Raw genomic sequence first — 16,751 nt, forward strand, 5'->3', positions numbered from 1 at the left:
ATCAGCGGGTGAGGGCGGTCATTCGCCACTCGGTCAGAAATAGAAAAACCGTAATTACACTGAGCAAATAGATCACGTTTCGGGAATCGATCAAACCACGCCCCAGCGCCTGGTACTGCGCATCGAGCGCCAGCCAGGTGAGTGGATAAGAGAGCGTTCCCCAGAACGACAAACCGGCCACCGAACTGATTCCGACGTACAGCAAAAAACACAAAAACACGCCGACGACAAACGCAACTACCTGATTTTCATTGATAGAAGAAGCAAACAGGCCCACCGCCACAAAGACGCCCCCCAGTAACACCAACCCAATGTAGGAACCGAAAACCGCAGCGGAATCCAGATTGCCCACCGGATTACCCAGTTGGTAGACCGAATAATAGTACAGCAAGGTAGGGAGCAATAACAATATGACAACCAGCCAGTTGGCACCAAATTTGGCCAGAACCAACTGCCAGCGGGTCAGCGGTTTGGTCAGCAGCCACTCAATGGTCCCGGCCCGTACCTCCTCGGCAATGGACCGCATGGTAATGGCCGGAATCAGAAACAGCATGACGTAGGGCGTCAGGTTGAAAAAAACGCCCAGGTCGGCATAGCCGTAGTCCAGCAGGCTGGTGTCCGGAAAAACCCACAACATCAGCCCCACCGCCGTCAGAAAGACGACCATGATGACATACGCGACCGGCGAGCTAAAAAAACCGTTGATTTCTTTCCGAAAAACAGGGAGCATGGTTTAATAAGACGAGAGAGGTTAGACAAGAGAGCAAAGACGTACGCTTTATCAGGTATCGGTATATTTTTATCTCATTTCTCTTGTCTAACGTCTTTCCTCTCTATCAATTTTGAAAATCTGAAAAAGGCGGACGGTTCCGGCGGATGAAGGCGGCTGCGACCAGTGAAATGAGCGCGCCAAAAATGGCGGCAACCAGGATACCAATCAAAAACTGTAAGCCGGGTCCCTGGAGTTTTTCGGTAAATTCCATCGCCTGTTCGATCTGCTCGTCGGGCATTCCCCGGTTTTCCATCTGCTCCCGGGCATTGTCCAGAATTTGCTGACGAATGGTTGGATCGATGAACGAGGTGTAGATCAGGTTGTAGGTGACGGAGATCAGCCCTGAAATGACCGATACCAGAGTTCCTATACTTACGCCTTCACCGTAACTCATAAAACCGCTGTTCAACGTACGATATTCACGCATCGCCATTACAATAATTGTAACGGAAATCACCAGACTGAGCCAGGGCAATGCCGTGTTTGAAAATTGGCCGGTGACATTGATGGCGGTGGTATAGATCATGAAAATGACCCCGGAGATTAATCCCCATTTCAGGGCCAGACGAGCGGTAGAGGGTTTTTCTTCCATTTCAGTGCGTGTTTTATCAGTTTGATTTAGGGGATTCGGAAGGATTCGGCAAGTCGGGGGTTGGATTGTAGAGGCTGTAGTCCTGTCTTCTGAAAAGTAAAGAAATAATCAGGACGGGTAAAATCGCCAGCACGGTTTTCTTGCTGATTTCGTCACCAACGAGGGTTTCCAGGGTAATCAAATCGACATTTTTCAGCATTTTCGCGTATTCCGCCTGCCCCAGTGTTTCCACCAGCCGCCCTTTGGTCGAAACGATCAGCTCCCGCATTTCGTCAAGATACTGGGTAAAAATCGTTGGATCGATGTATTTTAGGAAGAGATAAATCAGCCAGGCCGTCAGCATCGCGCCCACCGTATTGACCACGTAACAGATGCTCAGGGCTTCCCACAGGTGCAAAAATCCCTTCCCGATGTGCTTGCGGTAGTACCAGACTGCCGCTACCATCATGATGATCTGAAAACCAAAATCCAGCACTTTATGATTCCCCAGCGGCATGATGCCCAACGCGTAGAGCGCCAGGAAATACCCGAAACACAATACCCCCGCCAACAGCCCGAAAAATACCGGCAGCTTCAAAAGCGGGTGGTTAAAAAACGAAATAAGTTGTTTCACTACGTGTTATAAAGATTCAACAAAGCTTTTGTTAATAATCCATAACGCCTTTCCCCGTAAAGTCTTGCCAAAAAACGGCGAGTTTTTTGACCGGGAAGCCGTCCGCTCATACGTCCACGCCAGGTCCGGATCGAAAACCGTCAGCGTGGCCGGCTGGTTTTCGTCGATGGTGTGCGCTGGCAATCGCAGAATCTGGCGCGGACGGTGGGTCAACGCTTCGACCAATGACGCCAACGGCCATTCCGGAAAATGGGTGCGGACCACGGCAAAAGCGGTTTCCAACCCAATGATGCCAAAATCGGCGTGGTCAAATTCGATATTCTTGCTTTCGTCGTCCTGCGGATTATGGTCTGACACGACGGCGTCAATGGTGCCGTCGGCCAGCCCCTGCTTTAGGGCTTCGCGGTCGGCGGGCAGTCGAAACGGCGGGTTTACTTTTAAATTGGTATCGAACCCCATCAAATCCGAATCGGTGAACGCCAGTTGGTGGGCGGCCACATCGCAACTCACCGGCAAGCCCTGCTGCTTGGCCTGCCGAATCAACTCGACCGAACGCGCCGTTGAAATCGTGGAGAAATGCAGGACGGTTTCGGCGGGTCGCCCGGCAGATTGCGGATACAGGTATTCCAGAAGCCGCAAATCCCGCTCGATCATCATTTCTTCGGCCATGGCGGGCATCCCCTTCAGCCCCAGCAAGGTACTGGAAAGCCCCTCGTTCATCTGTCCGAAATGCGTCAGGTTCTGCTCTTCGGGGCGGTTCATCAGCAAGCCGTTGAACGGCCGCAAATATTGCAGCGTTTTCAGCAGCAGATCGGGATGCGTCAGCGGTTGTTCGCCATCCGAAAACGCCACCGCTCCGGCGTGGTGCAGGTCGATCATGTCTGTAAAGTCCTGACCTTCTGCCCGTTTCGTAATGGCGGCAATCGGATGCACACTGACGGCTTGTCCCTGGGTGGCCTGCCGGACATACCCAAGCGTGTCTTTTGAATCGAGAACCGGTTTGGTATTGGGCAACACGGCAATGTCCGTAAAACCGCCCAGCATGGCGGCCCGGCAAACCGTGGTCAGGTCTTCTTTCTGTTCATAGCCCGGATCTTTGGCCGAAACCCGGAGGTCGACCCAACCCGGAGACAGGCACAAACCGGCCGGTTCGATGCGTTGAATCGAGGAGTCGTCCTCATCGACCGGGAGCGCTTCGCCGATCTGGCGGATGAGACCATTTTCAAGGAGTACGTCACGAACCAGTCCATCAAAGGGCGACTGCGGGTCTATGATTCGGACGGCACGAATGAGTAGTTTCATGGAAATGCAAAAAAAAAGCCCCGGCTGGAGCTTCCTGATTCAATTGGGGACTTAGGCCCCCACCAACTCTTTATAGGATTCGGCCGACATCAAATCATCGGATTCGGCCCCATCGGTCAATTTCAGTTTCACGATCCAACCCCGGCCATACGGGTCGTCGTTGACCAGTTCGGGTGATTTTTCAACTTCCGGATTAATTTCAAGTACTTCACCGGCAACGGGCAGAAAAAGGTCCGAAACCGTCTTGACAGCTTCAATCGAACCGAATATGTCGCCTTTTGCCAAACTCTGTCCGACACTCGTGATGTCCACAAAGACAATATCACCTAATTCACTCTGGGCAAAATCCGTGATACCGACAATGGCCGTATCTCCTTCGATGCGAATCCACTCGTGATCTTGCGTATACTTTAATTCTCCGGGAAAATTCATACGTGACGTTTCGTTTAACGCTGCAATTTACACAGGTAAAACGGTTTTGCAAACCTTCACGTTGGGGTTTCCCGACCATTGCTGCCCGTGAGGGGTCGGGAAGTGTCCGGCGGATTTCGCCGGCGCTTGCATACGAACTCCATCTCCTCCATCGCCGTACCAAAACCGGGTGTTTCCGTACGGCGATGGAGGGATAGACTCAATGCTGCAGGAGTAATTTGGCGGTTTGGTTCATGGTGTCATTCGATAAGCGGATCAAATACAGACCATCGGCTTGCTTGCTTAGGTCGATACTTACCGCCTGTTCGTCCCCCGTTCCGGCAACCGGTTTTGCATAAACCGTTCTGCCATCGACTGCCACGACGGAAAGCGTCGCTTCTTTGCCTTTGTCCAACGTGAAACGAACGCGTGTCGATCCATTGGTCGGATTGGGGTTGACCCGCAAACGCTCCGCAGGTTCTGAACTAGAAATGGCCGATAGCCGTCCACCACTACAGGCCGTCAGGAATGAATAAGGAGAAGCTTCGGTGCCCGACTGCCGTACTTGCAGCGTAAAGGTTGTACCCGTACGCTGCCAGGAAGGTACAGTAAACGTCGGGTTCGTCGTCCACGCAGCCAAACCCGGAACCTGGTATTCAAGGGTAGTCCCGTTCCCTCCCGAAGTAGCAATCGTTAGATTGCCCGTATTACAGTTGTAAGTTGGGGTTACGATTGTTAAGGTACCACCACCCGTCGGTGGGTTCGTGGGAGGATTCGTCGTTCCTCCATCACAGGTCGTCAGGAAGGCATACGAATTGGCTTGCACACCCGATTGCCGCACCTGCAGCGTAAAGGTTGTACCGGTCCGTTGCCAGGAGGGGATCGCAAACGTGGAATTCGTAGTCCAGGCAGCCACGCCCGGAATCTGATATTCAATTGTACTTCCATTGCCTCCCGACGTATTGATTGTCAAATTGCCCGTATTACAGTTGTAGGTTGGGGTTACGATCGTTAAGGAGCCTCCGCTTGGTGGGTTCGTCGGCGGATTCGGGGTGCCACCCGGACAACCCGTCGACTCGAAACGGAACAAACGTTGATTCTGGAAGCCTTCACTGGTCGATCCCCAGAGTTGCAATTGGGGGTCGTTGCCGTAATTTTTCATGTCCCAGGTCACGCCATTGCTCCCGTTGATGCGGTAGGCTCCGCTGCCATTGTCCTGAATCGTCCACAGTTGCCGGGTATCCCCGGAAGACGCACTCAGGCGCAGGAGTTCGCCATTGTTTAGATCGTTGACACTCATAGCAAGGCCACTGCCATTTTGCGTTACGAAGCGGTACTGATTGGCGGATGTCGTTTCGGCTTTCCAAATCTGATTGTTCGCTCCGTTGGCGCTCCGTTGCTCGACGGTGTTGCCCGAAAGGGCCTCCATGAGCTGATTGGTCTGGACGGAACGGATCACATAACAGCCACTTAAGGAACCGGTAGGCGGATTGGTGGGCGGAGGGGTCGTTCCGCCGGAACAGCCGGAGGTCTGAACGTAAAACCGTTGATTATCTCCACCATGCTGACTCCACAGATGAAGCCCTGCCCCATTGTCCAGACTGGGCCCTTCGATATCGGCGGCCAGGGCATTGGAATACGAGGGTACGAGTTTGTAGGTGCCGTCACCGTAGGCTTCCAGCCGCCATTTCTGTTGCGCGCTGTTGGCCCAGTCATACTGGTTGACCGTGGTACCACTGCCCGTACCGGCCCCATTCGCATCCACGACTTTGTTGCTGAATTGGGAGATCATGCGGTAGAGGGAGCCATCGACCACTTCGAGTTTGAAGATCTGGTTGGTAGAACCGTTGCCGTCCTGCTGACGGATGCGGGTACCGGCATTTCCATCGGCCACCTGCAGGAACTTGTTGGAGTGTTTGGCTTTGATCGTGTAGCAGCCGGTGGCGAGGGGGGCTGAACCGGTGGAGCCATCATTGGTGTCGTCGACGATAACGTAAGGATAATCAACCGTTTGAGTAATTACATAGTTTCCACGATCATTCTGCATAATAGCCCGGTGCGTCCCGAAACATTCCCCCGGTAGGGTTTGGACATTGCATACTGGCGCATCGGCATTGGTGGCACCTCCATTTTCCGTACTCCAGGTATAATTTGAGTATCCGCCCGGCGCGGATACTGTACGGCCATCATCGCTGATGTCTACGCCTTGTGGCTCGGTGCCTAAATCCTGCACCGTGATCGGACGTGTATTCTCACAGACTGTTTTTAGTTTGTCGAACCAACGATCGGCAACAACATTTAATCCATTGTTATTGAAATGCACGGGTTCATCAGCGCCCGAACCGACAGGCCGCCGGAAATCTGTACCTAAATCATCGGTGTATGGTCCTTGATAGACGTAGCCAACCTGTCCATTCAAATCATTGGCATTCTGCCCATCCCGAATAACCGATGATGAATGGTAATTACGATTCGGTGTGTAATCATAAATATAGGAGGTCTGCGAGACGACCCAAATTAAATCCGGCTTTTTGCAATACTCACGGGTTTTCCGAATTACTTCCGCGAGCTTGTCACGATATTGTCCTGCATTCTCCACCCAACGCTTTTCTTGATTACCATTACCAAATGGTACAAGATAATCTAAAGGATTTCCGTTCGGACCTACTATAACTCTATCGTTCCAACTGTCTTTTTGCTCCTGATTACCAGAGGTTACATCCCTATATGCTTTCGTATCCGTTTCACCCTGCATCCACAAAACCGCCCGAACGCCATAGTTATCGCTATAGAACTTGAGCATGTTGGCAAAAAAGTAAAAGGGAGAACCAGGCTGATAGCGTCCTCTAGTAACGTCTGTAAAGTTATTTTGGTTTGAAGTGCGGGCGTTAGGATTCGTAGAGGTGACCCAATTTGTGACGGTCGTCCCTCCATAGGCTCCGTTGAAAAAAGCAACGGGTGCCTGGCATTCGTTGGCAAGCTTTGCACCTAGAGCAGCCCAGTACCACAGCGAATTACCCGTAGGACCGATTCCACCAAAATGATCTTTGGTACCGACCATTCGCTGCACCTGCCGGTACGATTTAGGCAGGTTGGGACTATTGGGGTCGTAACTGCCTAAATTGGCTTCCGGAATGACATCCGGCGAAACTCGGACAGCATCCATACGCTGGGTATTGGAAGCTGTCAGTCCGAAACCGCCCTGGGCATTGGATTGCCCGGCGATGACAAATACTTCGCCGATTCCTACTTTGCGTTTGGTTTCGAAATTACGTTTGATCAACGGGAAGGTGGTGATTTGTGTAGCCTTAACCGTTAGTTCGTACCAGCCTTTGTCAACCGTAATAGAACCTTTAAACGTCGTCTTGTTACGTGAAATGGGGACGGAAATGGGAGCCGCACCCGTAGAATTACCAGTGACCAGATCCAGTTTCTGGAGCGATGCCGAAACGACATATCCCCCTATCAACATGTTTTTGGTATTCAAATCGCCCAGAACGACAATTTTGCCCTGATGTTGCGTATTCTGCTGGAATACAACGCCGTCGATGGGATCACTGACGGTAAATTTCTGTGCCTTGCCACTGATTATCAGACTAAAAAAGATCAGGAAGGTTAGTAAGATTTTTGTCATAGAGATATAGGTAATTTATTGTACAAACAAAAATTTATAAAAATTAAGGACACTCATATTCAAAATCAGTCACCCCCACTCCATACAGATCATCCTCAATCAACCAGCCACCGATCAGCGGTTTGCCATGCACAATGCGTCGTTTAACCTGACCTTGCTGATCATACCAATAAGTGTAGGTTTTCTGATACACCTGCTGGGTGCCAAAGTCAGGGGACGATTCCAACTGCCAGATCTCTTTCAAAGGTAGATTGCGGCTTTCATTGCCCCGAAATTGATGGATCACCGGCAGATTGGGGCGCGTAGTCAGGTAGCTGTAACGTTGCAGAAAGCGGTCGTATGCAAACCACTCCCCATCCCGCATGCCCCAAGATTGGTATACGACATATTCAACCATATTGCCGTCAATATATACCTGGGATTGGCCCGGACGATCCGGTTCACGATCCACTAATTGATCATCCTGATTATAGAAATAGTAAGGTTCTCCCAAACCTTGACGCCGATTAATCAATCCTTGGTCGTTGAGTGAGGTGGTGTCAATCTCAATATATGGTTTTGTTTTACCTGAATATTCCTGGTAGGTAATGACAAAATCGCTTGTATACGTGTATTTAAAGAGCCAGTATTGGTTGTCCAAATATTGAGACCGTATTTCCACGATTCGATTCTGATTATCATAGAGGCAGGTGGTTTTAGTTACACAACTGACGGGCACTTTCCGGCCATCGTCCAGCGTAACAGTTTCCGGTTCCCAGAGTTGATCGCCTGTCCGGCCCACCGAAGGGTTCTTATACGTGGTTCTCACTATCTTACACCCCTTTGGTGGTTGCGGCAAGTTGGTCGGGTCGGTCACCCAACCGTTGGGATGCAGATCCCGGTCTTTTTTGCAGCTTAAGGCCATCGCCAGTAGACTGAGCAAAAACAGGATGGACAAGAAAGAAGTCTTCATAGGTGATCTAAAAGGGACGGGACAAACCTATAATTTACAAGACAAACAAACAAGAATTGCATTCGCTTTTTTACATAAGTTTCCAATACAAAAAACCCTGTAAATCAAGTGGTTATTAGAACAAAGAAACAGTAACATGATTCTAAATCGCTAAAAATGAAGGTCGTAAATTTCAACTACACTCATATTCAAAATCAGTCACCCCCACTCCATACAGATCATCCTCAATTAACCAGCCACCAATCAGCGGTTTGCCATGCACAATCCGACGTCTGACCTGACCTTGCTGGTCGTACCAATAGTTGTAGGTTTTCTGATATACTTTCTGGGTACCAAAGTCAGGAGAGGACTCCAATTGCCAGACTTCTTTCAGTGGCAGATTGCGGCTTTCGTTACCCCGAAACTGGTGGATGACCGGCAGATTAGGACGTGTCATATTGAAGCTGAAGTGGCGTAAAAACCGATCGTAGGCAAACCACTCTCCATTGCGCATTCCCCAAGATTGGTATTCCACTTGTTCAATCATATTTCCATCGACATAAATATGCGTATATCCCGGACGATTTGGACTGTCATCAACCAGTTGGTAATCCTGATTATATATTAGGTAAGATTCACCTGAACCCCGGTATCGGTTGATTAAACCTTGGCCATTTAATGATGTTGTATCAATCCGAATAGTAGGTTCTGTCTCCCCTTTATAGAGTACCTCATAATAATCAATTAGATAATGTGATTCGTACGTGTAGCGATGCCTGGTATACAGATTGTTTAATAATTTTTCGTACACTTCTACAAGCCTATTTTGAGCGTCATAGGTGTATGTCATTTTGGCAACACAACTGATGGGCATTTTCCGGCCATCGTCCAGCGTAATGGTTTCGGGTTCCCAGAGCAGATCGCCCGTCCGGCCATCTGATGGGTCTTTGTACGTAGTTTTGACAATCTTACATCCCTTTGGTGGTTGCGGCAAGTTGGTCGGGTCGGTCACCCAACCGTTGGGATGCAGATCCCGGTCTTTCTTGCAGCTTATGGCCATCGCCAGCAGACTAAGCAAAAACAGGATGGATAAGAAAGAAGTCTTCATGGGTGATCTAAAAGGGACGGGACAAACCTATAATTTACAAGACAAACAAACCAGGATTTTATGCGCTTTTTTACGTAAGTTTCCAATATAAAAACCCTGTAAATCAAGCGGTTATTAGAACCAAAAATCGGTAACATGATTCTAAATCGCTAAAAATGAGGGTTGTAAATTTCAACTACACTCATATTCAAAATCGGTTCCTTTAATGAGTGGCCTGGGGTGATGATGGAGAACCATTTAAATTTAGGAACGTCTATTGGTAGTGTGGCTGGCAAGGTGCTTATAGTTGCTTAGCGTTTTTTGGCGGGGGTTGAAAATAAAGTTTGGAAGGAGAACAATCATATTCATAGTCAATAACTGCTGTTCCTTCATCTGCATACCACCCAAATCCAACATCTTCACCGTGAACAATTTTTCTATATACACGCCCATCAGAATCGAATCGATATTGATAATTAGTTTCAAAGATAGCCTGTCCAATAAAGGAGTCTCCTCGTTCAATCGATTCTTTTTTAAGCAGATTACGGCTTTCTTTCCCCAAGAATGTGTAAATCGCAGGCAAGCCAGAACGGGTTAAATCATATTCGTATTTATAGACATACAACCCATCCAGGTATTTATACTCTTTTACCAAATTACCATTCACTACCTGACCTACGAATTGAATCGAACCACTTAACATCTGTTCGGTCAAATATCCTTCCGAATCATATTTGACTTTTTGCTGATAAAATTTGGATTCAGCCAACCCTTGTGTGTTTAAGACTATACTATCAATGAATACATGCGTACCCAATTGGCGGGAATAGGAAGTAGTCTGCTTAAGCATCAATCCCGGCGAATAATCATACTCGACGACCGTAGAGTCCCCGGTTATCATCCGGTCTTTTTCCCGAATCAGTCGCCCCTGTGGATCATAGGTGTAAAAGCTTTCTTTGTAGAAACTCACTTTTACGTCTTTGCCGCCTACCCGTATCGTTTCCTCATCACGAATTAGACGATCACTAGTTGAGGTAGACTTCAATACGACGCTAACAATCCGGCATGAGGGAATGGGGGCGGTTTCTTCGTTTCGCGGTTTGCAACCAAAAATTGCTACACATAGTGTGAGTATCAGCCCATAATTGGTTACTGTGTTTTTCATACCCTATAAATTATTTTACCGTTGTACAGTGAAACCTTATGTGGATTTAGGCTTATTGTTTAAATGTTTGTGCAATAAAACACCTATTTCATACTGGTTAAACTATTCCCGTACTATTTTTTTGTGACCGACAAATTCAGTTTACGGATCATTTAAAAAGGCAACAACATGTTTTTACAATTACCTGAGCGGTAACGAATTTTGGCTGTTCCTGTGGAGTAGCTGGGGGTGATGATGTAGCACTTTTAAAACTAAATTTTTACAACACAAAAAAACCGCCCGTCGAATGTCGACGGGCGGCCCCTTTATTATTCTGCATCGGCAACTTACGCCTTCTTGAATTCAATCGTCATGGTATAGGTGTCCACCTTTCCGTCGCCGTCCAGGTCGTCTTTTTCCGTGATGCTCCATTTCATCGTGCTGCCCGACGTTTCCAGATCATAAACCTGGGCACCGTCGCTATCAGTAATCGTCAGTTTATTACCATCTACCGACCATTTGGCGTTGTTAGTCGCCGGGTTGAAATCATCCAGATCATCCGATTTGCAATTGGGTGAGGGCGTACCAGTAATAGTTCCGTTGCTGTTGAACGTCATTTTGGTGTCCGTCAAACACGCAACGGCTTCCTCTCCACCATATTCCTTAAAGAACGCCAGCAAATCGGTAACTTTTTGGCCGGTTCCGAAATCAAAACCCGGATTCACTTTCATTCCCGAAATTTTCCAGCTTCCGCTCACCGCCGATGGTTTTACATCCGGTTCGCCATTGCCATCCTTATCTTTGCTACAGCTTGCAAACCAGAGCGGTAGGGCCAGCAACATAACCATAGTCCATCCATAACGGAAATTCACGCGGTTCAAAAGTACGGTTGTCTTTTTCATTTGTTGTTTGATTTGATTGTTAGAAAAGTTTGATTTGTGATTCAAAATTGGGCAAAATTGGTGCGGCCAGCCAGTGCATTACGCCTGAATTGCCTATATTGAGGTTTAAACAGGTACTTCCGTCTGCTGAAGTGCATTCACCGGTTTTTTCGGCTTTACAGACCTTGTTTTTGAAGGTCGATACTGGTTCTGTACCCGAATTTGGATCATACCGACTACCGCCTGTAAGGCAAAACAAATACCCCATCCATTAAAAATAATCTTCTGTGTAACTCTGTCATTTAGCATGTTCCCGGTATTTAATTTTGAGGAACAAGTCATCATTCAAACCAGGAACCGCCCGACGGTTACACCGAGATCAAGTCTATGCTGATAACAACTACTTCGAATATCGAAGGCAAACGGATCACAAAATACCTGGGCCTGGCCAACGGTGAAGCCATCATTGGCTCCAACCTGATTAAAGATTTCTTTGCCACCGTGCGCGACGTAGCGGGCGGACGTTCAGCCGCTTACGAACAGGCCCTGCGCGAAGCCAAAAGCATTGCCATGAAAGAAATGATCGAACAGGCGCAGCGGCTGGGTGCCAATGCGGTTATCGGCGTCGACTTGGATTACCAAACCATCGGAAACAACGGCGGTCTGCTCATGGTGAGTGCCAATGGCACGGCGGTGGTGATCGAGTAACCGGTCGTCCTAGCGTCTTCCCAGCGGGAAAACATAGCCCAGCGAGAACGTAGCCACCTGCTGGCTGACGTATTCCGCCGGTTGGGGGTCGGCGTCGGTTCCGAGGCTGTAATTATACCTTCCTTCGATCAGCAACCGGCCCGGCCCGGCCGGAATCGATACGCCCAGGCCACCGGTTACGCCGTATTCGAGCCGCGCATCGTCGCTGGTTAGCGTCCGTTTTTCGTCGGCCAGCGTTTCACCATCCACGACAAACTTGTACCGGGCATCCAGGCCGTAAGCCACATACGGCCCCGCATTCACAAAAAACCGGGTTTTGCGACCGAAAGAAAGTTTGAGCAGCAGCGGAACTTCAATGGCGTTGGCAGAAACCTGGAGCGAGAATTTCTGGCCTTCCACCTCTCCGGCAAATTTCGCCGACCGGCGTGTATACAGGATCTCCGGTTGAATCGAAAAGACGTTGCCAAGGCCGTAGTTGATCACCAGCCCACCCGTAAAACCCGGAGCGGTTTCGGACGCACCACCGACGCCATCCAGATCACCGCCCGGCGCATATTCGTTCAACAACGCATTGACGCCCCCCCGAATACCGATCGACAAGCCCCGGCCCGAATACGCCGATTCGGTTTTGATGCGGGCCGGTTTCTCCGGTTTGGCCACTTTCTCGGCCTTTGGCGCCTTCGCCGGTTTTTCGGCTTTCGCTTTTTTCGAGCGTTTCGTCGCTTCTTTCGAAGGCGTCTCCGCTTGCGGCTTGGTCTCCACAACGGTTTGCTGGGCCAGCATCGGTTCGGCTTCGGCCGTCGCCGTTACGGATTCCACCGCCGTGGTCGTGGCTTTGGGAGCCGTCGCAACCGCCGGTTTCGTGGCGGGTTTCTTCGCTGCCGTGGCCGTGGTTTTCGGCTTGGCAGTGGTGGTTTTCTTCGGGGCCGCTGCCACCGGTTTCTTTTGTACGGCGGCAACCGGCTTGGCGGCCGTCGTCGGTTTGGGTTTGGTGGTCTGCGCTTCCGCCAGCAGGCCAACCGCCACCAGGCACACGGTGAATAGTGATGCTTTCATGGGGTGTTCAATCTTTATGTGTATCTGTTGTTACTGATGCTGCAAAATTAGAACCTTGAACAACGCCCCGAAAGAGAAGAACTACGTGATTTTCATCGCGTAGTTTCCCTGTAGCATTTCACGACACAAAAAAAGGCACCCTGAAAAACAGGGTGCCTTTTTTTGTGAGTTATGAGTTAAGAGTGATGAGTTAAGAGTTGGCTGACGCAAGAATACAGATGCGTCAGCCAACTCTTAACTCATCACTCTTAACTATTTTAAAACCGGTCTTCGTCGTCATCATCGTCGTCTTCACCGAAGGCCGTGCCGGGACTGAACATGCTGCCCAACAGGTCTTTAAACTGCTGACCCGTATCCATCGCCTTCTTGCCCACGAGCGAATATTCCGCCAGACCGTGCAGGGCGAATTCCATCATGAACAGTTTCTCCTGTTTGCCCAGGCGCGAATGGAGCGAATCGACGACATCGTCCAGACCGTCGATGGCTTTCAGGCGGTTTTCGTAATCGCGGGTGGGCAGGTCGTTCAGGAAATCCATCACGTTGCCGTCGCCAAACCAGTCGGTTATCTTTTTGTAGGGATTGCCGCCCTTCTGTTTTTTGGCTTTTTCGGGATTCGGGAAATAATTCAGGAACTGCGTCCGAATGGCTTTCCCGATCAGGTTCTGGGCCACGATCACCGGGCCTTCCACTTCGCCTTCGTACACTAGCTCCACTTTTCCGCAAATCGCCGGAATGACGCCGTACAGATCCGTAATCCGAACGTAGGTTTCCTTCTCGCTATTCAACAACGCCCGGCGTTCGGCGGCCGACAACAGGTTTTCAAAAGCCGCAATGGTCAACCGTGCCGAAACCCCACTTTTCGAGTCAACATACTCACTATCACGCGCTTCCATCGCAATTTGCTCAATCAGATCCGCAATCAGATCATTGGTTTTCACCATGCCTTTCTGCTCGGTTTTGACGATGGCTTCCTGCTGCGTAATCTTCTTCCCGATCTCCAGCGACTTCGGATAGTGGGTCACAATCTGGCTGTCGATCCGGTCTTTCAGGGGCGTCACGATGCTGCCCCGGTTGGTATAATCTTCCGGATTCGCCGTAAACACAAACTGAATGTCAAGCGGCAAGCGCAGTTTAAAACCACGAATCTGAATATCGCCTTCCTGCAAAATATTGAAGAGCGACACCTGAATCCGGGCCTGCAAATCTGGCAATTCGTTGATCACAAAAATACACCGGTGCGAGCGCGGAATCAGTCCGAAGTGAATGGTCCGTTCGTCCGAATACGGTAACTTCAACGTTGCAGCCTTGATCGGATCGACGTCGCCGATGAGATCGGCTACGGAAACATCAGGCGTCGCCAGTTTTTCGGTGTAGCGATCGTTTCGATGCAACCAGCTAACCGGCGTCGCATCGCCCTTTTCCGCCACCAGATCGTGCGCAAACCGGGAGAGTGGCACGAGCGGATCGTCGTTCAGTTCAGACCCTTCCACAACCGGGATGTATTCGTCCAGCAGATTGATCATCAGCCGGGCAATCCGGGTTTTGGCTTGCCCGCGCAACCCCAGCAAATTGATGTGGTGCATCGACAGAATCGCCCGTTCGACATCCGGAATAACGGTATCTTCATAGCCCCAGATTCCCGGAAAAACGGTCTCTTTCGCCTTAATCTTCTCGATCAAGTTGTCACGAAGTTCTTGTTTGATGGACTTGGATTGGTAACCGGCAGCCTTGAGTTCGCCGAGGGTTTTTATTTTTACTAACTCTTTACTCTTCAGGGATGAATAGCTCATGAAATCGTTGGGTAGCGTCGGAAATGGTGGTTTATGTCGAAATAACGGGGATCTCCCGGAATAAGTTTTTGTTTACCATCCCATCACCTAGTTCTGTTAAAAATTAAGTAAAACTATTCGTTTGTTTAACCATTGAGTGAATGTATCACGGTCCAGCATACCAGCGGCTAAATCCAAAATTATGCGCTCCTGTTCATCTATATCTGCCCTCACTTCATATCCGTTGAGCATTAAAAAGAATTCCATAGCAGCCTGTCCAATTCGCTTATTACCATCCACAAAAGGATGATTCATCACTAATGAAAAACAGATGGCCGACGCCTTTTCAATAATAGTCGGATAGAGATCCTCACCGGCAAATGTCATTCTGGGCTGAGCGACAGCAGCTTCTAGCCCACCCTGATCGCGAACGCCTGAACTCCCGCCAGATTGTCGAATGATAATCCCATGAAGGAGAACAATATCTTCAACGTTTGGATAAGTCATGTTTTTTAAGCCAAACGCCGATACAATTCAGCATTTTTATCTACGATGTAATGCATTAAGCGTGTCTTGTATTCCTCCTCCGTTTCCAATAAACGATGAACCGTTTTTTGAATTAACTCATCCACCGACTCATAACCGAGCGATTGTGCTTTTTGCTCCAGTAGCGTTATTTCCGCTTCTTCCAAGGAAATTTGAATCGTCGTCATACTTTTTCGGTTATTTCATGTTTTTCCGGCGGTTGCGCTGGAAGTCTTCAAACATCATGTTTCCCAATCCCTGCAAACCGCTGTAATAGGCACGGCCGTTGTTCACTTTCGTAAATTCGTGAACAAACTGCTTTAAATAGGGATCGGAGGCAATCATAAAGGTCGTAATCGGAATGTCGAGCCGACGGCATTGGGCGGCCAGCGTCAGGGTTTTCGAAACGATCTTGCGGTCCAGCCCGAAACTGTTTTTGTAATATTTGATGCCTTCTTTCAAGCAGGTGGGTTTTCCGTCGGTAATCATGAAAATCTGCTTGTTCTTGTTCTTGCGTCGACGCAGCAAATCCATCGCCAGTTCAAGCCCGGCCACGGTATTGGTGTGGTACGGCCCCACCTCCAGATACGGCAAATCCTTCACCTGAATCTGCCAGGCGTCGTTGCCAAACACAATGATATCGAGCGTGTCTTTGGGGTATTTCTGCTTCACCAGCTCTACCAACGCCATACCAACTTTTTTGGCGGGCGTAATACGGTCTTCACCGTAGAGAATCATCGAGTGGCTCACATCGATCATCAAAACCGTCGAGGTCTGGGTTTTCTGCTCCTTCTGAACCACCTCCAGATCGCGCTCCATCAGCGTAAACTCATTGACGCCACTGTTGATCTGGGCGTTGCGGATGGATTCGGTCATGGAAATCTGTTCGAGCGAATCGCCAAACTGAAAATCGCGCAGGTCGCTGCTCAGTTCGTCGCCCACGCCCGTGAACGGGGTGTGGTGGTTGCCGCCGGATTTCGAGCGTTTCAGTTTCCCGAAAATTTCTTCCAGCGCCGACTTCCGGATGGATTGTTCACTCTTGGCCGTCATCGCGAGTGTGCCTTCTTCGTTCTGCTCGGTCAGATACCCTTTTTCTTTCATCTCCTCGACAAAATTACCAATCCCGTATTTGTCGTCGGTCAGGCTATACCGCCGGTCGAGGTCGTTCAGATAAGCCAGCGCCTGTTCGACATTGCCCGACGTCATCAGCAACAATTGCTGGAAAATGTTGAGCAACTGGTCGAATTTACTGCCTTCTTTTTTTTCGGGCGGAATATAATTGGAGAATTGGAATCCTTTCATGAAATACGGTCGTTAGGTCAGCAG

The 16,751-nt window shown here is 49.4% G+C and carries 16 protein-coding genes; 1 reads left to right on the plus strand and 15 read right to left on the minus strand.

Translation table 11 applies throughout. The features are described from left to right. Window position 1: 1 nt before the first annotated feature. From gldF to ACS5NO_RS16160, 10 genes are all read right to left on the minus strand, one after another. Window positions 2–730, minus strand: coding sequence for a gliding motility-associated ABC transporter permease subunit GldF (gldF, locus tag ACS5NO_RS16115; RefSeq protein ID WP_439416119.1), 729 nt, complete (start codon window positions 728–730; stop codon window positions 2–4). 106 nt (window positions 731–836) lie between these two features. Then, on the minus strand, window positions 837–1,364 hold the full coding sequence (locus tag ACS5NO_RS16120) for a DUF4199 domain-containing protein (RefSeq protein ID WP_439416120.1): 528 nt from the start codon (window positions 1,362–1,364) through the stop codon (window positions 837–839). 16 nt (window positions 1,365–1,380) lie between these two features. Further along, window positions 1,381–1,977, minus strand: coding sequence for a DUF4199 domain-containing protein (locus ACS5NO_RS16125; protein WP_439416121.1), 597 nt, complete (start codon window positions 1,975–1,977; stop codon window positions 1,381–1,383). Window positions 1,978–1,983: 6 nt separating this feature from the next. Then, entirely contained in the window at window positions 1,984–3,279 is a 1,296-nt protein-coding gene (locus ACS5NO_RS16130) for a dihydroorotase (RefSeq protein WP_439416122.1), read from the minus strand. 51 nt (window positions 3,280–3,330) lie between these two features. Beyond that, the gene (gene gcvH, locus ACS5NO_RS16135; protein WP_439416123.1) at window positions 3,331–3,711 is read right to left on the minus strand and encodes a glycine cleavage system protein GcvH; all 381 of its coding nucleotides are present in this window, start codon (window positions 3,709–3,711) and stop codon (window positions 3,331–3,333) included. A 199-nt stretch (window positions 3,712–3,910) separates the two neighbouring features. Then, complete coding sequence (locus tag ACS5NO_RS16140) at window positions 3,911–7,324, minus strand: RICIN domain-containing protein (RefSeq protein WP_439416124.1); 3,414 nt, start codon at window positions 7,322–7,324, stop codon at window positions 3,911–3,913. Window positions 7,325–7,367: 43 nt separating this feature from the next. Beyond that, window positions 7,368–8,276: a hypothetical protein gene (locus ACS5NO_RS16145; RefSeq protein ID WP_439416125.1), complete on the minus strand. Its 909-nt coding sequence runs from the start codon at window positions 8,274–8,276 to the stop codon at window positions 7,368–7,370. A 172-nt stretch (window positions 8,277–8,448) separates the two neighbouring features. After that, complete coding sequence (locus tag ACS5NO_RS16150; protein ID WP_439416126.1) at window positions 8,449–9,363, minus strand: hypothetical protein; 915 nt, start codon at window positions 9,361–9,363, stop codon at window positions 8,449–8,451. A gap of 280 nt (window positions 9,364–9,643) precedes the next feature. Next, window positions 9,644–10,507, minus strand: a complete 864-nt coding sequence (locus tag ACS5NO_RS16155; protein WP_439416127.1) for a hypothetical protein — start codon at window positions 10,505–10,507, stop codon at window positions 9,644–9,646. A 326-nt stretch (window positions 10,508–10,833) separates the two neighbouring features. Then, window positions 10,834–11,388: a lipocalin-like domain-containing protein gene (locus ACS5NO_RS16160; protein WP_225309613.1), complete on the minus strand. Its 555-nt coding sequence runs from the start codon at window positions 11,386–11,388 to the stop codon at window positions 10,834–10,836. Between the two features lie 366 nt (window positions 11,389–11,754). Between ACS5NO_RS16160 and ACS5NO_RS16165 the strand changes: the two genes are divergently transcribed. Next, the gene (locus tag ACS5NO_RS16165) at window positions 11,755–12,075 is read left to right on the plus strand and encodes a heavy metal-binding domain-containing protein (protein WP_114409040.1); all 321 of its coding nucleotides are present in this window, start codon (window positions 11,755–11,757) and stop codon (window positions 12,073–12,075) included. A 9-nt stretch (window positions 12,076–12,084) separates the two neighbouring features. Here ACS5NO_RS16165 and ACS5NO_RS16170 read toward each other — a convergent pair whose 3' ends face one another. From ACS5NO_RS16170 to ACS5NO_RS16190, 5 genes are all read right to left on the minus strand, one after another. Further along, complete coding sequence (locus ACS5NO_RS16170; RefSeq protein WP_439416128.1) at window positions 12,085–13,131, minus strand: porin family protein; 1,047 nt, start codon at window positions 13,129–13,131, stop codon at window positions 12,085–12,087. A gap of 257 nt (window positions 13,132–13,388) precedes the next feature. Next, window positions 13,389–14,921, minus strand: coding sequence for a P-loop NTPase family protein (locus ACS5NO_RS16175; protein ID WP_439416129.1), 1,533 nt, complete (start codon window positions 14,919–14,921; stop codon window positions 13,389–13,391). Window positions 14,922–15,017: 96 nt separating this feature from the next. Then, window positions 15,018–15,407: a type II toxin-antitoxin system death-on-curing family toxin gene (locus ACS5NO_RS16180; protein ID WP_439416130.1), complete on the minus strand. Its 390-nt coding sequence runs from the start codon at window positions 15,405–15,407 to the stop codon at window positions 15,018–15,020. Between the two features lie 5 nt (window positions 15,408–15,412). Further along, window positions 15,413–15,613, minus strand: coding sequence for a hypothetical protein (locus tag ACS5NO_RS16185; protein WP_439416131.1), 201 nt, complete (start codon window positions 15,611–15,613; stop codon window positions 15,413–15,415). Window positions 15,614–15,623: 10 nt separating this feature from the next. Then, window positions 15,624–16,727 (minus strand): vWA domain-containing protein, encoded by a 1,104-nt coding sequence (locus ACS5NO_RS16190; RefSeq protein WP_114409035.1) that lies wholly within the window; start codon window positions 16,725–16,727, stop codon window positions 15,624–15,626. Window positions 16,728–16,751: the final 24 nt, after the last annotated feature.

Origin of the sequence: Larkinella fluvii (genome assembly GCF_051857545.1) — a bacterium.
In the GTDB taxonomy this organism is placed as follows: Bacteria; Bacteroidota; Bacteroidia; order Cytophagales; family Spirosomataceae; genus Larkinella.

Coding starts and splice junctions, on each gene's coding strand:
- ACS5NO_RS16145 (WP_439416125.1), bottom strand. CDS start 8,276: ATGAAGACTTCTTTCTTGTCCATCCTGTTTTTGCTCAGTCTACTGGCG.
- gldF (WP_439416119.1), bottom strand. CDS start 730: ATGCTCCCTGTTTTTCGGAAAGAAATCAACGGTTTTTTTAGCTCGCCG.
- ACS5NO_RS16180 (WP_439416130.1), bottom strand. CDS start 15,407: ATGACTTATCCAAACGTTGAAGATATTGTTCTCCTTCATGGGATTATC.
- ACS5NO_RS16170 (WP_439416128.1), bottom strand. CDS start 13,131: ATGAAAGCATCACTATTCACCGTGTGCCTGGTGGCGGTTGGCCTGCTG.
- ACS5NO_RS16130 (WP_439416122.1), bottom strand. CDS start 3,279: ATGAAACTACTCATTCGTGCCGTCCGAATCATAGACCCGCAGTCGCCC.
- ACS5NO_RS16160 (WP_225309613.1), bottom strand. CDS start 11,388: ATGAAAAAGACAACCGTACTTTTGAACCGCGTGAATTTCCGTTATGGA.
- ACS5NO_RS16140 (WP_439416124.1), bottom strand. CDS start 7,324: ATGACAAAAATCTTACTAACCTTCCTGATCTTTTTTAGTCTGATAATC.
- ACS5NO_RS16150 (WP_439416126.1), bottom strand. CDS start 9,363: ATGAAGACTTCTTTCTTATCCATCCTGTTTTTGCTTAGTCTGCTGGCG.
- ACS5NO_RS16155 (WP_439416127.1), bottom strand. CDS start 10,507: ATGAAAAACACAGTAACCAATTATGGGCTGATACTCACACTATGTGTA.
- ACS5NO_RS16185 (WP_439416131.1), bottom strand. CDS start 15,613: ATGACGACGATTCAAATTTCCTTGGAAGAAGCGGAAATAACGCTACTG.
- ACS5NO_RS16190 (WP_114409035.1), bottom strand. CDS start 16,727: ATGAAAGGATTCCAATTCTCCAATTATATTCCGCCCGAAAAAAAAGAA.
- ACS5NO_RS16175 (WP_439416129.1), bottom strand. CDS start 14,921: ATGAGCTATTCATCCCTGAAGAGTAAAGAGTTAGTAAAAATAAAAACC.
- gcvH (WP_439416123.1), bottom strand. CDS start 3,711: ATGAATTTTCCCGGAGAATTAAAGTATACGCAAGATCACGAGTGGATT.
- ACS5NO_RS16165 (WP_114409040.1), top strand. CDS start 11,755: ATGCTGATAACAACTACTTCGAATATCGAAGGCAAACGGATCACAAAA.
- ACS5NO_RS16120 (WP_439416120.1), bottom strand. CDS start 1,364: ATGGAAGAAAAACCCTCTACCGCTCGTCTGGCCCTGAAATGGGGATTA.